Here is a 17,067-nt window from a genome sequence, read left to right as displayed (position 1 = left end):
TTTTTTAATTACTGGATAAGGATTTCATCAATAAACAACCAGGCATCGGTGCCGGCACCCTCATGCCAACTGGGGAGTGTTTTATAGTTCTCTACAACAACTCTTAGATACCTGGCTTCTGTATCCGGAATATCGACAGTATACTTTTTTATTTCAGTCCCATTACCGTAACGCCCCTTTCTGTTAATTTTCAACTCACCCATTTTTTTAAATCCCGAATCTTTATCCAGGGAGGAATAGACACTGAGTTTTTTTGGAAATAGAATCCAGCTACCGACATCTTCCAAACAATTTACTGAAATTTTGTCAATTGATGTAATGGACTCCAAATCGATGGTGGCATCAACGTTATCTCCCGAAAAACCAATCCAATTTCCATCCCTGAACCGCGAAGAGCCTTCTTTTAAGTCGAATAGTTTGTCACTTCCCGGATACCTGTCGTCTGGTAGATTAACCAAGGTGTAGTTCGCTACTTCCTGTTTTACTCTAAAGTAATGTTTTTCTATAGTTTCACTGGGTAACCAGCCTTCTTTATACGCTTTAACTTTTAGGTGTAGCGGGCGGTTTAAAAATATACTGTCCTTATACAATAAGGATGTCGAATCCGGTTCAGTGCCATCGACGGTGTAATAGGTTTTTATATTTTTAATTTTTGAGATCAACCTCACCGACATGGTATCGACAAACAAGTTTTTATCAGAACTAAAAGCAGGGGGTTCTAAGTTCGTCATTTCAACAAAATCGTCGTCGACTCCGGAGAGGATATCGGTCTGATATTCGGACTCCAAAGCGGCAATGGCCTCATTGTCAACCTCAGTTTGCCAAACATAAATACGTTTGGGGACGATGTGTTGTAAAAGGGCATCTAATCCCGTATTTGTTATCCCGGTGCCATAGACATTTAGAACATTTAGAAATTTTGAGTTATACAGATTCTCAAGTGTACCATCGGTAATTTTAGTGTTGTTGATGTATAACTTTTTCAGATGTTTAAAGGCTTTCAAACGTGCGGTCATATCATCAGTTAAACTGGTATGGCTTAGGTCTAATTCTACAACTTGATCACTCAATTTTTCTAATACTTTAAGGGCATCATCTGTTATTTCAGCGTTTTCATATTTAACACTTAATTCGGGTTGCTCAGGAACCAATTCAAACACAGAAAAGCCTGCAGCTCTAACTTTATTGATCACGCTCAATGAGGCTGCATCGATTTCAGGATCTTGGAAAACGAGATATTTTTCCAGCTTTTTATTCAAGGTATCGTTCCGGGGTAGACCGGCCATTTTAGTATTAAAATCGGCATTGTTGTTTATCCAGTAGGCGATAAGCCACTTTTCGTCATTGGTTAGTTGTGGTTTCCCTTCTGGAGGCATGTGGTAATCATCTGATAGCGGTAAATTGATGCTTTTATAGAGTGGACTGTTTTGTGCATCTCCTCTTAAGATGACTTCACCATGTTCTCCTCCTTCTAAAATATGGACGGGAGCGTTTAAAGCCAATTCGCCTTTTCTTTTTGTCGTATTATGGCATTGCACACATTTTTCGTCAAGTATATTGGCGATCACATTGTCATAAATTCTCAGGCTGTCAATTTGGGTGATCGGTTTTATTTTTGGAGGCGCCTTTGCATATTGGGTCAAAAATTCGCTACCGTGGGTTAGAATACTTCCATAATGTCCCGTTACGGTAATGCCAATAAAGGTGAGAATGAAAAAGGGTAAAAACAGTTTAGACCCGACTTTACTTTTCGATCGGCTCAATAAAAGGAGACCCGTAATTAAAACGGTAGAGATGACGCCCAACCACAAGTGATTATTCAAAGTGTTTTCGTCATAACCCCCTTCAAACGAGAGAAAATAGCCCAGTATACAGGCCAGTATGGCAAAAAATGTCGAAAACCCTAAGGCGTATTGTACAACCTGTGTTGGATAGTTGCTTTTTATTCGCCCAACAATATCTATAAACAGTGTTAGGATTAACGCACCTATAGGGAGGTGCAGAATGACCGGGTGAAAGCGTCCCAGGAATAAGATAAATCGCGATGGCTCTACGAAGGCAACGAGAACGACCGTAAACAATAGGACAATTAAAAGACTATTTTTTGTACTTAAGAATTTCATAGAATACCGTTATTTGTTTAGAACCCACTCGTCCATAAAAATCCAGGCCTTGGTGCCATTGCCTTCATGCCATTGTGGAATAGATGAAACATTTTTAACTTCTACATGCAATTCATTAATGACATCTTCAATGGGAACCTGTATTGTTTTCAACGTTGCCGGAGATCCTTTTTCCAGAGGTGTGAGCACAACGGTTTTATCCTTGTAAATTATACCATCTGAAGTGGATTGTACCGTTACACTTTCCGGTGGAAATATCCAGGATCCGGGATCGCTCAAATAGCCAATGGTTAATGAATTAACAAATTCAGGATGGTCCAGATATAGTGATGCCCTGGCAATGGTATCGAAACCCAACCATTGCGAGTCCTGAAAATTTAACGACCCTTTTTTATTGTTGCTCAAGGTGAATTTCCCGGTGCCGCTATAACGTTGATGTGGATTGCTTTTCCAAATGATACTATCTATCGGAATCCCCTTTTCATAAAACACAATTTCTGAAATATCACTTTCTTTCCAATCGGGATGAATGGCTTTAAACTTGTATACACCTGGTGTCTTCACCTGAATAGGTTCCGTATATTCCTGGTCCTTTTGAGTAGGTACGGCCCCATTGGAAGTATAATATATTTTCGTTCCTTCTAATTTTAAACTTGCAGTAAGATAAGTTGACGAATCAATAAATTGGTTGGTCGCTTCCAATCTCGGTTGAGCAATGCGAATATCACCTGGTTGTAAAAATACGTTTTCAGATTTTTTTTCACAGTTGAATAAGAGTATCGCCAAAAGGGATAGGATAACTTTTAGCTTCATGTTCTTATTAATTTAATGGGGTAGGTTTGTCCTGAATTCCATTGCGCAACATATACATTTTCATCGTCATCTATACAAACGTCATGGGGGTGTTGAAAAAGCCGAATCGTTTGATAGAGTTCCTCAAGATTTTGGTCCTGGTAGGTTGGTGCGGTTGCACCGGGGCAAGAGACCACCTGGTTTTTATGATTCATTATCAGAAGAAATCCAGAATCGCTATTAGGCGCATTTTTGGATTTCAATACGGCAAAATAAATATGGTTTTTATGCACGACAGGTCTGCAGATCAGGGCGCCGGGAACAGGAACGGAAGAAAGATAGTCCCCGTCCAGACTGAAACGCTTAAGGATATTCATTTCCCGTGCTGTAATTAAAAGAGAAGGGTTGTCTTTATCCCGATTGTCATAACAAATACCATGGGCATTCAAGAATTGTGAATCTCCGGTACCGCGTCCACCGAAAATATTCAAAAGTTCACCCTTGTGATTGTAATGGGTTATGTATTGATTACCATACCCGTCTGCAACATAAAAATCGCCGTTCTCCAACACTGTTGTTTCAGTTGGTTTAAAATCTTCCTTACGATCATATTTACCGGTGTCCTTCGGGTAATCCAATTCAAAAACAATCTTGCCGTCAATCGTGGTTTTGATAATCTGGTGCCTTTCATAATCTGTAATTAACAAAAAGTCTTCACCATTCTCTTTGCAGAGGGTCAATCCATGGCCACCAGGGAACCCGGTCCCCCAGGTTTCTAATAATTTACCCGACTTATCATAAATAATAATATTGTTTTTAGTGTGATTGGTTAACAAGACAATACGTCCTTTTGAATCCTGGACCATTTCATGGCAATCTTTTACAGGTGTTCTTGTAGGGTCCAGATTTCCCCAGTTCATATCGACTTTGTAGCGATGGGTACCATGCCCGATAATAACATCCTTCTTATCGGAAAATGAGAAAGCGTTGCTGTATAATGGAGATAAAAGAATCCCCAGTGAAGCACAGGATGATTGTTTAAGGAAAGTTTTTCGATTCATCCTAGACTAAAATATCTTTAACGACATGACCGGAAACGTCTGTTAATCGGAATCGTCTACCTTGATGTTTGTATGTGAACCTGGTATGATCAATACCCATTTGGTGCATAATAGTCGCTTGTAGATCATGAACGTGCATAGGATCTTTAACAATATTATAGCCGAAATCATCAGTTTCACCGTAAGTAAATCCGGGTTTTACACCTCCTCCGGCCATGAACATGGTGAAACATTTTGGATGATGGTCCCGCCCGTAACTGGTTTCGGTTAAAGTACCCTGACTATAATTGGTCCTGCCAAATTCACCACCCCATACCACGAGCGTATCCTCCAGTAAACCTCTTTGTTTCAAATCCAATATCAGCGCCGCTGTAGCCTGATCGATATCTTTTGCCTGTCGTTCTATTTGAGAGGGTAAATCAAAATGTTGATCCCAACCCATATGGTAAAGCTGTACAAACCTTACGTCTTTTTCAATCAATCGCCTTGCGAGTAAACAATTGGCTGCGTATGTTCCCGGTGTTGAAGCATTAGCCCCGTACAATTTAATAATATGTTCCGGTTCATCGTCAATATTCATAGTTTCCGGAACCGAGGTTTGCATGCGATAGGCCATTTCGTACTGTGCAATTCTACTGTTAATTTCAGGATCGCCAAATTCCTCCTCTTGCTTATAGTTGAGTTCGCTGATGTAATCCAGCATTTTTCTACGTTCCGCACGCGTCATGCCTTCAGGGTCTTTCAGATATAACACCGGATCTTTGCCGGATCTAAATTGAACCCCCTGATGTAAGGAACTTAAAAATCCGTTGCCCCATAGACGAGAATATAAAGGTTGTGAAAACGGACGTCCGGTCCCTCTGGATAACAGGACAGTAAATGCCGGTAAATTTTCATTTAAACTGCCCAGTCCATAACTGAACCAGGAACCCATACTGGGTCTACCCGTTTGTTGCGAACCCGTTTGAAAAAATGTAATGGCAGGATCGTGGTTAATGGCTTCGGTATGCATCGATTTAATGAAACACAGCTCATCGACAATTTTAGCGGTGTATGGCATCAAGTCGCTTACCCAGGCACGCGATTCACCATATTGATTGAATTTAAAATTGCTGCCTACCAATGGAAAGCGTTCTTGCCCTGAAGTCATTCCAGTGAGTCGTTGCCCTTGTCGCACAGAATCAGGAAGATCCTGCCCTCTCATTTTATCAAGTAAGGGCTTATAGTCGAACAGTTCCAACTGCGATGGACCGCCACTTTGAAATAGATAAATGATGCGTTTGGCCTTTGGCGCAAAATGAGGTAAGTTTAATCCGGTAGCATGATTTAATTGTTCCTGACCCGATAAACTAGAAAAGGGATCTAACAAAGAAGCTGCGGCTAAACCTCCAATGCCAAAACCTAGTTTTTTTAAAAAATGCCTTCGGTTATTATTAATGAAATGCTTATTGAGTTCTTCCATGGTTTATCCTTTTACAATTGCTTCGTCTAGGTTAAAAATCAAACTGGTTAGCGTCGTGAGGGCATAGAGTTCTTTATCCTTGAGTTCATTATCAGGATTCGAAGATGCCTCAGTGGAATTACTGTAATTTTCCTTCGAAGATTCTAAATATTCCAATAAGGTCATGGTTTCATCCTGATCGGGAAATCTGGAGGTAATTTTCCTAAATATTGTTTTTATACGCTCTTCATCATCATACGATTCCTCATTGAGTACGTCCTGCGCCAGGTGCTCGGATGCTTCAATAAGTTGGGGGTCATTTAACATGACCAAAGCTTGAAGGGGCGTGCTTGTTTTTTGTCGTTTAACGGAACACATATCCCTGGTGGCGGCATCAAAAGTAATCATGGCCGGGGGAGGTACGGTACGTTTCCAAAAGGTATATAAACTTCGTCTGTATTGGCTTTCGCCCGAATCCATAATATATTTTGTAAGGCCCTGACCCGATGTTGTTTCTGCCCAAAGACCTTCCGGCTGATAGGGCTTGACGCTCGGACCTCCAATTTTAATTACTAAAAGGCCACTTATTCTTAAGGCATTGTCACGAACCATTTCAGCTGTTAATCTGTTTCTCGAACTTCTGGCCAGGAGGAGGTTATCCGGATCTATTTCCAAAAGTTTCGGGCTCGCCTTGGAACTTTGTTGATAGGTACTTGACATGACCATCATTTTAATCATCTGCTTCATATCCCAGCCATTTTCTCTAAACGTAACGGCCAGCCAATCTAATAATTCAGGATGTGTGGGTAAAGCCCCTTGATTACCGAAGTCGTCTACTGTAGAAACAATGCCAATACCAAATATCTGCTGCCATAACCTGTTCACTGCCACTCGAGCGGTTAACGGATTGTCTTCATCGAAAAGCCATTGGACCAGACCTAATCTATTTTTAGGGAAGGCTTCTGAAAATGGCAGAATAGTCTCGGGAGTTCCAAGATCGACTTCTTCAGTGGGGGCATCGTATTGCCCTCGTTTTAATATATAAGTTTGTCGATCGGGAGCGCCATCCTCCATAACCATGAGCTTGATGTCAGGAATGGAATCCGGCTTGTTGATAAACCTTAGGTGTTCATCAATTTCCTTATCTGTAATAAGCACATTAGGCTCCGGGATTTCGCCGTATTCAATCCGCCCTTTCTCGTTTACCTTGTTGAAGAAGCCGTACATACTGTAAAATTCTTTTTGAGAAATCGGGTCATACTTATGATCATGGCATCTGGCACATTCCATGGTTAAGCCCAGAATTGCCGTCGATGTGGTAATAGTTCGGTCTACGACATACTCCACGCGATATTCTTCATCAATAACACCACCCTCCTGAGTGATCTTATGGTTACGATTGAATCCACTGGCGACAATTTGTTCCAATGTCGCATTGGGCAATAAATCACCTGCTAACTGCCATCGAATAAATTCATCATAAGGTAAATTTTTGTTAAAAGCGTGAATTACCCAATCTCGCCATGGCCACATAATGCGTTCTAAATCGTCCTGATAACCATGGGTGTCAGCATATCGGGCAATATCCAACCAGTTGGATGCCATTCTTTCGCCGTAGGCTTTCGACCCAAGTAATTTGTCGACTACTTTTTCATAGGCATTTTCATCGGGGTCGGAAAGGAATGCATCGATATCTTTTAAGGTAGGAGGCAGACCGGTAATATCGAAATAGACTTTTCGAATTAATTTTTCTTTCGATGCTTTTTCCGAGGGTTGCAATCCCTGTTCCTCTAATTTCTTTAATATGAAATAGTCTATGCCGTTGCTGGGCCAATTGGTGTCTGACACATTAGGCAGGTCTTTTTTTGCAGGGGGTATAAAGGACCAATGATCTTTCCAAACAGCGCCTTGCTCTATCCATTTCGTTAAGATTTGTTTCTCATATTCGGAAAGACTCAAATTAGAGCTCGGAGGAGGCATGACCTGTTCCGGGTCCTGAGTATTGATTTTATATACCAATCTACTCGCTTCAATATCTCCGGGGACAATAGCATATCTGTCTAAATGTTCACCAATAGCTGCATATGCTCCTTCTTTTGTATCCAATCTCAATCCTGCTTCACGGGTTCCTTCATCTGGTCCGTGACATAAATAACAGCGGTCGGAGAGTATCGGTTTTACATGAAATATATAATCTATGGTTTCTGGTAGTTTTACATTGGCTTGAGATGAACTTGATGCTGAGGTCCCATGACTCACAGCTAAATAACCACCTTCTTTTTTACTGTAGTTATATTTTAGCAGTAATACAAGTACAAATGGTAAAATAAAATACAATGCCAATTTTAATGATTTTATGTCTTTGAATTTGAACATTGTAATACGTTGTTAATTAGTAGAATAATTTAAAAAAAATATCAATTTCGTTAAAATAAATGACGCATTTTAACAAATGAGCCCTAAGATGCCATTACAGCTAAAATAATCAAAAAATTTTCGACGAATAACTCCAGTACATAGCTGGAAGTCATTTCATTAATTTATTGTTATTTCATCCACAAATAACCAGGCACCGCCTCCACCCGGAGATTTTTTTAAGCTTATGGCCTTAACCTGTACATGAGTTGCCATTTGTTTATTAAACTGAAGTGTAAAGTCCTTTAGAACAATTACCGGGTTCACTTCAAAGGGACGATCAATGATACCTGCAGTTTTGAAGGATTTTCCATCTGTCGACAACAACACTTCCACTCGTGTTGGGAAATAGATGTCCGGCCCCTGGTTTTCCATAGCACCAATTTTTACTTCAGATACTTCTGTCGGTTGTTCCAAATCTATAATGAGATCCATATCATTACCGATCCATGCCTGCCACTGCCCGTCGTGAAAATTCTTTGTTCCACGAATAATATTCACCATATTATTTGCGCCTCTTCCTTTATAGCTATCGCTGTACATCGTGTTGTAGGTTACTTTTTTACCTACACCCTTATGGTAGTTAAAGGTTTTTTCAAAAACTTTCCCAACGGGTTTATTATCGACATATCGCGAGGCCTTTATCGTGGTTGTTGCATGTATTTCTATTGGTGCGCTGTAAGGCTCGGCAGAGGATACCATCTCATTGTCATTTAACACGTACCGAATATCAGTATTTGGAAATTCCGTATCCAATGACACGGTTAAGTCGTTTGTTGCTGCATTGACTTTCGTATCCGCCGTAACCGTGTAGACACTTTTTGCATAGTTTATATCCTGGTATTCATAGCGTTTAAATAGAGTGGTTAATCGTGATGAAAATTCATCCCAACTTCTATTGGCCTTCGGGCTCCAAAGAGTTTCCGATAATGCTGCTATTCTTGGGTAGATCATGTATTCCGACTGCGCTGTCGTTGGAATATACTCGGCCCATAAATTAGCCTGACCGCCCAGTACATGCCGGGCCTGATCCTCGGTCATGGAATCTACAACAGGGTCGAACTCATACACTTTACTTATCGGTGTAAATCCGCCCCAGGCCTTTGGTTCGGTATCCATCGGGCCCTGATAATGATCAAAATAACAATGAGACCCGGGACTCATTACAACATCATGTCCCTCAGCGGAAGCTTCCAGACCTCCTTTAACACCTCGCCAACTCATTACCGTGGCACCCGGCGCTAAACCGCCTTCTAAAATTTCGTCCCATCCAATTAAAATACGACCTTTGGAACTTATGAACCGTTCCATTCTCTTTATGAAATAGCTCTGTAATTCCTCCACATTTTGTAAACCCTCTGTTTTCATTCGTTTTTGACAATGGACACAGGCTTTCCAGTTGGTCTTGGTAGCTTCATCTCCTCCAACGTGAATGTATTTTGAAGGAAACAAATCCATAACCTCAGTCAGGATATTTTCCAAAAACTCAAACGTGGAATCTTTTCCTGCACAATAGATGTCTGTTATGGGCCACAATCCTCCTGAAGGTACCGTTACAGGCTGTTCTAAACAGGAGAATTCGGGATAGGATGCAATGGCACTCGTGACGTGGGCCGGCATTTCAATTTCTGGAACTACAGTTATACCTCTACTTTCGGCGTATGCCACAATCTCCTTTATTTCCTCCTGAGTAAAAAAACCACCATACATTTTTGCTCCATCCACGGGCTGGGTGGGCCTGCCATTCCATGGCTTGTCTTCCTGATCTACTCTGTAGGCGCCTATTTCGGTGAGCTTGGGATACCTTTTTATTTCAATACGCCAGCCTTGATCATCAACCAAGTGCAAGTGTAAGGTGTTCATTTTTAAATAAGCCAGGCGATCAATCGTTTGTTTGATGTAATCTTTATCAAAGAAATGACGCGACACGTCCAACATCAATCCACGCCATTTAAAGCGCGGTGCGTCATGAATTTGAACTGCCGGAATTTCCCAAACCATATCTTTTACTTCATCCTGACGCTCAATTTCAGAAGGCAAGAGCTGACGAAGTGTCTCAAGTCCATACAGAAATCCCGAATAACTATTAGCCTCAATGGAGATGTCATTGCTGTTGACATTCAGTGTGTAAGCCTCTTCTGCTAAATTTTTATTTTCAGTAAGCCGGATGACATTAGAGGGTGGCAATTCAGTTGCCACTTTTAAATCCCAGTTTGCGGTTGTTTTGAATCTCGCGCGTAAGGGGTCTGTGGTTCTAAAATACCGTTTATCGGGAAGGTATAGCTGTGTTTTATCGTTAAAAATAAAACTGCCTGAATTCAACATTAGTTCCTTAGGCTTTGGGATGATCTGAATAGTTTCTTCCGTAAATACCTTTGAAGCCTTGTTTTGGCATCCCAGGCAACACATCATTAAAATTAGAGTAATAATTGATTTGCTCATGATATTGTTTTTAGTTCTCATTCCATTCCATTTTAAATGAGGCATTTTCCATTCGATTCCCTTTGGTGTTATCGCAAACTGCAAAATCAAATCCCGATCGCAAACTATATCCGCCATATTGTCCTTGCTTGTTGATTGCGATAAAGCCGACCTGAAGGTAGGCCATATCCTCATGGTCTTTATGGATGTTATAAATGCGCTCTACGATAGTTTTACAAGCTTCGGCGGGTGATTTGCCCATTCGCATCTGTTCGACCACCATGGCACTTCCCGCCGTTCGAATAACAGCTTCACCTAATCCGGTTGCTGCGGCGGCTCCAACCGCGTTGTCTAAAAATAAACCTGCTCCTATAATAGGCGAATCACCCACACGGCCGTGCATTTTCCAAGCTGCCCCACTGGTTGTACAGGCTCCGGAAAGGTTTCCATTTTCATCTAATGCCAGCATGCTTATCGTATCGTGATTTTCTATATTTATGATCGGTTCGTAGTTCGATTTTTCAAGCCATTTTTTCCAATCCTTCTCGGATTCGGGAGTGAGTAAATTTTCTTCTTTAAATCCTTTGGACAATGCAAATTTCAGGGCACCCTCTCCTGTTAGCATAACGTGAGGGGTGTCTTCCATAACCTTGCGTGCCACCGCTATGGGATGTTTTATGCCTTGTAAAAATGAAACAGATCCACAATTGCTGTTATGATCCATGATACAGGCATCCAGGGTAACTTTACCCTCTCTATCCGGCAGACCTCCATAACCGACACTGCGTTCATTGGGATCTCCTTCCGAAACCATAACACCCGATTCGACGGCATCTATTCCTGAGCCTCCATTGATAAGGGTCTCCCAGGCAGCTTCATTTGCTGAGAATCCGTGCTTCCATGTGGAAATAATTAAAGGTTTCAGACCCGTGTTCTGATGCGCTGTAACCGAATGGTCATGGGCTTGCTTTGTGTCTTGTTTACATGCTATTAGGCTGCTAAATCCAATGGTGCCCAATGCTGTTTTTTTTATAAAATTCCTTCTGTTCGTCATAACTTTAATGATATACTTTTGATGAAATCCCTTTTTCAGGTAATGTGTCCTTCATTGGTCGATTACTCATCTGAATAACCAGAGTGCCTCCCTCCGTAATATCCTGATGTGTAATGTAATTCCTGTGGAGGGCCTCTCCATTTAAAAATATGGACTCAATGTATTTGTTTTCTGATGAATTGTTATTTGCCTGAATACTAAATTGTTTACCATTTTCCAGATTAATGGTTGCTTTGTCAAATAGGGGAGACCCGATGCTATACATCCCTTGTGCCGGGTTAACCGGATAAAATCCCAAGGCACTTAACACATACCACGATGACATTTGTCCGCAATCCTCATTCCCGCAATGCCCGTTGGGCTCGTTTTTATATTGGGTAACCAGGATGTTCCTTACTATATTTTGCGTTTTCCATGGCTTGTCTATATAATTATACAAATACCCTACATGATGACTGGGTTCATTCCCGTGGGCATACTGCCCGATCATACCTGTACTGAATATAGGCAGTTTATCATCCGGAAGGGGGTTCAGCGTAAACATGGAATCCAATTTCTGTTCAAAGCGTTCTTTGCCTCCGACGGCCTGTATCAGACCCTCGATGTTTTGAGGAACATTCCACATATAGTGCCAGGCATTGCTTTCACAGAAATAAGGCGTGTAGGCCTTGGGGATAAAGTCTTCTAAAAATGTCCCATTCTTGTATTTTGGACGCATAAATGTACTTTCCTGATCAAAAACGTTTCTCCAATTTTCAGATCGATTTAAAAAATAATGATAATCCTCTTCTTTATTCAAGGCTTTAGCTAACTGGGCAATGCACCAGTCGTCGTAAGCGTATTCAAGAGTTTTTGAAACCGACCAGTTTTCGTGGTGTTCATCAATGGGGATGTAGCCGTTTTGCCTGTAGACATCGATTTGCCGGGAATTGTCCATCGCACTGGCTTTACAGGCTTCAAAAGCCAAATCATAATTAAAATCAATGCCTTTAAAGAAAGCGTCAACAATAACGGGGACGGCATGGTAACCAATCATCATATTGGTTTCGTTTCCCTGTAAAGACCAAACCGGTAACAAACCGGTTTCCTTGTAGTGTGCTAACATTGATTTTACCATGTCTGAAACCCGATTTGGGTGTAAAATTGTATAAAGTGGATGAGCTGCCCTGTAGGTATCCCATAGCGAAAAAGTATCGTAACGATCATATCCCTGAGCTGTCATTATAGAATCGTTAGCGCCTTTATAGTTTTGATTAAGGTCACTCAACAGGGTAGGGGCCAACATAGATTGGTACAGCATTGTATAGAATATAGATTTCTTGTCCGTGTCCGAGGACTCTATGACAATCTTCTGAAGCACCGTTTCCCAAATGCGGTCTGCTTTTGTTCTATATGCATCGAAATTGAAATCTGGAGCTTCGATGGCAATAGCTTTACGAGCACCTTCAATATTCGCAGAAGATACTCCGGTCTTCAAAACAATGACGTCCTCCTTGGAGGTTTCATAGTCCAATACGATTCTGGTGTTTTTACTCCTCGCTGAGCCTGTTACCAATGTATCATTCTGAAACAGGTGATACCCTTTGAATGGCTTTGATAATTGCATTTGGAAATAGACTCTCTGATCTTTTGCCCATCCTGTTGATTTACGGTAACCCTCTATTGTGGTATTGTTAACCACTTTTATATAGGTGTCGACCGGAGCATCCCAATTTAGAGCATATCCCAGATCGATATGAATTTGGGATAAAGAATCTTCAGGAAAGGTGTATCTATGAATTCCTGTTCTTGACGTTGCGGTGAGTTCAGCTTTTATATTGAAGTCTAGTAAATCTACACCGTAATAGCCGGGAGTTGCTTTTTCCTTATCATGTGAAAAAGATGAAAATGGCTTAAAGTTGTTTTCCTTAATGCGTTTTGAAAAGCGACTATTGGTTGGCATCACCAGAATATCGTACAAATCGCCTGCTCCTGTACCTGTTAAATGCATATGCGAAAATCCTGAAATTATGGAGTCCTGATAGTAATAGCCAGCGATCCTGTCCCATCCCGGTATACCTATATCAGGACTTAGCTGTACCATACCAAAAGGAAGGGAGGCACCCGGATAGGTATTGCCCGGTCCATCCGTGCCAACAAAGGGGTTCACCAATGCTGTCAGTGAGGTATCATTTTCATTTATGTTACCGGTACAACTAAATAGGTGTACCAGACAAAACAAAATAATGAAGCAAGGGTTTTTCATGAATAATTATCCGAATAAACAAATTTATATATTAATGGAACTTCTCAGATCCTTTTCTGCAGACCGATTGATTAATCTCCCGATATGGATAGCGCATTCAAAAGTATGTATTACAAATCCATTTGAGATTTTACGTCTTGAATAGCCTCTAAATAGGCATCAGTTAATCCGTTCCCATCAAAAAATGTGACCCCTTTTGCTCCATTTTCCTTTGCCAGGACTATGGCCTCTTTTAATTCCTCGGCAGATTTAAAAGGTGGTAAGTACACACCGGTATGTAATGCTATGTTTTCGGATTCGATGTCGGTTACCCCTTGTTTGGTGGCATAGCCAATCCAATCAATTTCTTCATTATAGAAACCGTGATAAATCATGGGGTAGACTTCATCTATATCCCATTTATCCCAACGCTGACGTACCATATGGTCCGCCATTTCGGGATAAGGGAATACTGCAGCCGTTAATTTCTTATTGTATTTGTGAACAATTTTATAGGCATCATCGACAACCGATTTTATCGCATTGAGCCTAAAATTTTTCCACTCCATGTCTATGGCAGTGTTTTTGATTTTTCTCGGATTTTTATGATGTACTTTTTCAAAAGCATTAATACATTCGTCACAATAGCAAAAATCGAATTCAGGTAATTCTTCATCTTGCACCAAATTGTATTTAGGCAACAATCCAATGGGTAAAAAGATATCCGGGAATCGTATGTAATCCAGATGCACACTTTCGATCCCTTCTACTTTGGCAAGTCCTTCCACTAAACTCAAAACATGGTTTCTTGACGCTTCTCTTGTAGGACATAACCACTGGTAATAATTCACATAAGGGCGTGTGTCATAGCATGACTTTCCGTCTCGGCTCACAACATACCATTCCGGATGTTGCAATGCAATGGAATCACCGGGACGGTTCATGGCCATAATCCAGGCATGTACTTTTAGACCCTCGGCTTTTGCCAGGGGAACCAATCGTTCCAATTCCTTTGGATCTGTTCCTGTATTAATTAAAATCTCATCGATACCTCCTGATTTGTATCGTTTGAATTCAGATACATAATCGTCATTAGATTTCCTTCTGTTCGATGTTATCCATGTCCCAAAATCGAATGATGCCTCTTTAATGTCCGCATTACTCATGTCATGAGAAGCTTCCTGATGAGCCTTATTATGGGTATCCGCATTTTGACGGCATCCAACAAGCGTGGATACGAATACAAATGATAGAAGTAATTGTTTGATGTTCATTTTTTTACTGTGTTTTAGATGTTGATTCTTTTTGTATACTTTCAAAGAGGGTGTTAAGCAATTCCTGATTTTTATCAAGACTGTATTCCCAAAACATGGCACCTCCCAAACCTTTTTGTATGATGTAATCCGACTTTAATTGAATGTCCCGAGGTGTTTCCCATGAAATAAAAATGCTGTCGGAAGCATTCCAGAGATAGGACGCCCTCGCTTTAGGGTCGTATTCTTTTATATATTTCCCTGATTCCATTCGTTTCAGAATATCCCAATAAGGTATAATAATTCCTGTAGACATGGCATTTTGGTACAATCCTTTATTTTGAGGAATGACCTTTTCCCAGAGTCGTCCATAAAACGGAATGCCCAAAACAAGTTTATGCACCGGTACTCCTGCTTTTATATGCCTGTTTATAGCTTCTTCTCCGCTATTTCCTGTATACCGTTCTTTATCTGACTGAAATAAATTAGCGTGATGACCTGTCTGGTAATGCCATCCATGATAATAATCGTAACACATCACATTAATGAAGTCTAAATAGACATGTGCTTTACCAAGATCGGTGTGATCGATATAAGATTGATCTGCTCCTGTCGCAATGGTTAACAAATATTCTTTGTGATCATTGCTTTCTATTTTATCCAATTGTTTACGAATTTCCGAAAGAAGTAGTGTAAAATTATCCTTGTCCGATGGTCTGAATGCGTTATCTTCACCGCGCTGTCCGGGATATTCCCAATCTAAATCTATACCATCGAACCCGTGCTTTTTCATCAGTTGAATACACCCTTTCGCAAATAGTTCCCTGTTCTCCGCATAGGCAGCAATATGAGAAAAGTTATTGGACCACACCCAACCACCAATGGAGTAAAGTAGTTTAAGGTTAGGGTTCGTTTTTTTAAGTGCTATGAGTTTCGAAATATTTAAGGAATCGATATCAAGTTCAAATTGAGGTTTACCATCAACAATATTGGCGAAGGCATAATTTATATGGGTTAGTTTGGCAGCATCGACTAAAGCAGGGTCGAAATTTTCATATCCCGCGACATATCCTATAATTTTAAGATTTTCAACTCCGGGATTCTCTGTTTTTTGTGTTTTGGAACAATCAAAAAATAATACTAAAACACTGCAATAGAGTACGGTTTTTATATATGCTGGTACCTTGATCATGAGTTTGAATTTAGCGCTTTTTGAATTTGCCTTCTTCATCAATGATTAAAAGATCTCCCGTAAAGGGACTCCTTATTGAAATAGTATAACCATAGCTGTGGATTTCAAAAACTGGGTTTAATGATCTATTGTTTGCCTTGATGGATGATGGGCTTAATTCCTGAAGAGAATTTGCCCATTTATGATGTTTATGATAGTAGCCTTTTTGAGCACGATGAAGGTCGTATAATTTCCATTTTATTTTTTCATCGTCAGGAATTTCAAAGGTTTCATTTGCCCCTATTTCTTTTGTGGAAAAGAAGACATAACCCCAAAGTTCAGGAAGATGCATATTAATTACGCCAGTGGGTGACCACACCCAATTATATTCGGGTAAAAATTTCCCAAAATTGTCTTTTTTCCTAGAATAGGTCCCGTTTTTAAGATCGAAATCCCAATTGACTCGAGAAAAATTAACCCGCCAATAGGTGTTATAGGGAACGTTATTATGCCGTCGCCCGGTTCTTAAAGCCTTGAAGGGAATGGCTATTTCAAGCAACCAACCTTGATCGGTATCGTTTGATTGGTTAAGGGTGCCATCAATACTAATGGCCGATTTTAAAGCAGTTAAAGTCCAGTCGTTAAGGACAATATTGTTAGGTTCTCTGTAAGGTTTTCCGATAAATAAATCCCAAACTGTGTTAAGGGCATTGATTTCCAGTTCGTAATAGTTGTGTGTATCGCCATCAGGGTCTATAAAGACTTCGAAGTCATTATTATAAAAAATAACAGTGTCGCGCTGTTTCAATGTGCCCCAAATATGAGGTTCTTTAATATCGGCCAAAATATAAAAATGAGTGTCATCCCATAACATTTTTACATTTGTTTTGTAGGTAGGGATTACATCGCCTTCTATATCGATAAAATCCTGAGTCCACCGGGTCTTGCTCCAGGAATCTTCATTCGCCAAACCATCTATCACCATAGCTTCCGAGGTTTTATGAGCGACATAGGATTGTGGAATAATATGTGACAGGTGTTGAGCATGACTTAAACCAACAACAAAACCTAAAATGATATTAAAAAAAGTAAATCTATAGTTCATGGTTTAA

Annotated in this window: 11 protein-coding genes; all 11 read right to left on the bottom strand. The window is 40.5% G+C overall.

The genetic code is table 11. The features are described from left to right. Positions 1-8 precede the first annotated feature (8 nt). The 11 genes from MR041_RS02090 to MR041_RS02040 all read right to left on the bottom strand — a co-directional run bounded on the left by MR041_RS02090 (position 9) and on the right by MR041_RS02040 (position 17,060). Complete coding sequence (locus tag MR041_RS02090; RefSeq protein WP_242091925.1) at positions 9-2,123, bottom strand: c-type cytochrome domain-containing protein; 2,115 nt, start codon at positions 2,121-2,123, stop codon at positions 9-11. A 9-nt stretch (positions 2,124-2,132) separates the two neighbouring features. Then, positions 2,133-2,936, bottom strand: a complete 804-nt coding sequence (locus MR041_RS02085) for a chitobiase/beta-hexosaminidase C-terminal domain-containing protein (protein WP_242091924.1) — start codon at positions 2,934-2,936, stop codon at positions 2,133-2,135. Beyond that, entirely contained in the window at positions 2,933-3,976 is a 1,044-nt protein-coding gene (locus MR041_RS02080) for an NHL repeat-containing protein (protein WP_242091923.1), read from the bottom strand. Before MR041_RS02080 ends, MR041_RS02085 begins: the two co-directional genes overlap by 4 nt. A 1-nt stretch (position 3,977) precedes the next feature. Continuing rightward, entirely contained in the window at positions 3,978-5,438 is a 1,461-nt protein-coding gene (locus tag MR041_RS02075; protein ID WP_242091922.1) for a DUF1501 domain-containing protein, read from the bottom strand. Between the two features lie 3 nt (positions 5,439-5,441). Beyond that, on the bottom strand, positions 5,442-7,793 hold the full coding sequence (locus MR041_RS02070) for a PSD1 and planctomycete cytochrome C domain-containing protein (protein ID WP_242091921.1): 2,352 nt from the start codon (positions 7,791-7,793) through the stop codon (positions 5,442-5,444). Between the two features lie 159 nt (positions 7,794-7,952). Next, on the bottom strand, positions 7,953-10,274 hold the full coding sequence (locus MR041_RS02065; protein WP_242091920.1) for a beta-N-acetylhexosaminidase: 2,322 nt from the start codon (positions 10,272-10,274) through the stop codon (positions 7,953-7,955). Between the two features lie 10 nt (positions 10,275-10,284). Beyond that, complete coding sequence (locus tag MR041_RS02060) at positions 10,285-11,307, bottom strand: isoaspartyl peptidase/L-asparaginase family protein (RefSeq protein WP_242091919.1); 1,023 nt, start codon at positions 11,305-11,307, stop codon at positions 10,285-10,287. Positions 11,308-11,311: 4 nt separating this feature from the next. Further along, positions 11,312-13,552: a GH92 family glycosyl hydrolase gene (locus MR041_RS02055; protein WP_242091918.1), complete on the bottom strand. Its 2,241-nt coding sequence runs from the start codon at positions 13,550-13,552 to the stop codon at positions 11,312-11,314. Positions 13,553-13,662: 110 nt separating this feature from the next. Next, positions 13,663-14,805, bottom strand: coding sequence for a putative glycoside hydrolase (locus tag MR041_RS02050; RefSeq protein WP_242091917.1), 1,143 nt, complete (start codon positions 14,803-14,805; stop codon positions 13,663-13,665). 4 nt (positions 14,806-14,809) lie between these two features. Then, positions 14,810-15,976 (bottom strand): glycoside hydrolase family 18 protein, encoded by a 1,167-nt coding sequence (locus MR041_RS02045; protein WP_242091916.1) that lies wholly within the window; start codon positions 15,974-15,976, stop codon positions 14,810-14,812. A 10-nt stretch (positions 15,977-15,986) separates the two neighbouring features. After that, on the bottom strand, positions 15,987-17,060 hold the full coding sequence (locus tag MR041_RS02040; RefSeq protein WP_242091915.1) for a carbohydrate-binding family 9-like protein: 1,074 nt from the start codon (positions 17,058-17,060) through the stop codon (positions 15,987-15,989). Positions 17,061-17,067: the final 7 nt, after the last annotated feature.

It is taken from the genome of Aestuariivivens sediminicola (assembly GCF_022662015.1).
Classification (GTDB): domain Bacteria; phylum Bacteroidota; class Bacteroidia; order Flavobacteriales; family Flavobacteriaceae; genus Aestuariivivens; species Aestuariivivens sediminicola.
This window is presented reverse-complemented; position numbering and strand designations above follow the sequence as displayed.

What these genes read in the sequence shown, in the direction of transcription:
- MR041_RS02090 (WP_242091925.1), bottom strand. Translation starts at nt 2,123, where the DNA reads ATGAAATTCTTAAGTACAAAAAATAGTCTTTTAATTGTCCTATTGTTT.
- MR041_RS02085 (WP_242091924.1), bottom strand. Translation starts at nt 2,936, where the DNA reads ATGAAGCTAAAAGTTATCCTATCCCTTTTGGCGATACTCTTATTCAAC.
- MR041_RS02080 (WP_242091923.1), bottom strand. Translation starts at nt 3,976, where the DNA reads ATGAATCGAAAAACTTTCCTTAAACAATCATCCTGTGCTTCACTGGGG.
- MR041_RS02075 (WP_242091922.1), bottom strand. Translation starts at nt 5,438, where the DNA reads ATGGAAGAACTCAATAAGCATTTCATTAATAATAACCGAAGGCATTTT.
- MR041_RS02070 (WP_242091921.1), bottom strand. Translation starts at nt 7,793, where the DNA reads ATGTTCAAATTCAAAGACATAAAATCATTAAAATTGGCATTGTATTTT.
- MR041_RS02065 (WP_242091920.1), bottom strand. Translation starts at nt 10,274, where the DNA reads ATGAGCAAATCAATTATTACTCTAATTTTAATGATGTGTTGCCTGGGA.
- MR041_RS02060 (WP_242091919.1), bottom strand. Translation starts at nt 11,307, where the DNA reads ATGACGAACAGAAGGAATTTTATAAAAAAAACAGCATTGGGCACCATT.
- MR041_RS02055 (WP_242091918.1), bottom strand. Translation starts at nt 13,552, where the DNA reads ATGAAAAACCCTTGCTTCATTATTTTGTTTTGTCTGGTACACCTATTT.
- MR041_RS02050 (WP_242091917.1), bottom strand. Translation starts at nt 14,805, where the DNA reads ATGAACATCAAACAATTACTTCTATCATTTGTATTCGTATCCACGCTT.
- MR041_RS02045 (WP_242091916.1), bottom strand. Translation starts at nt 15,976, where the DNA reads ATGATCAAGGTACCAGCATATATAAAAACCGTACTCTATTGCAGTGTT.
- MR041_RS02040 (WP_242091915.1), bottom strand. Translation starts at nt 17,060, where the DNA reads ATGAACTATAGATTTACTTTTTTTAATATCATTTTAGGTTTTGTTGTT.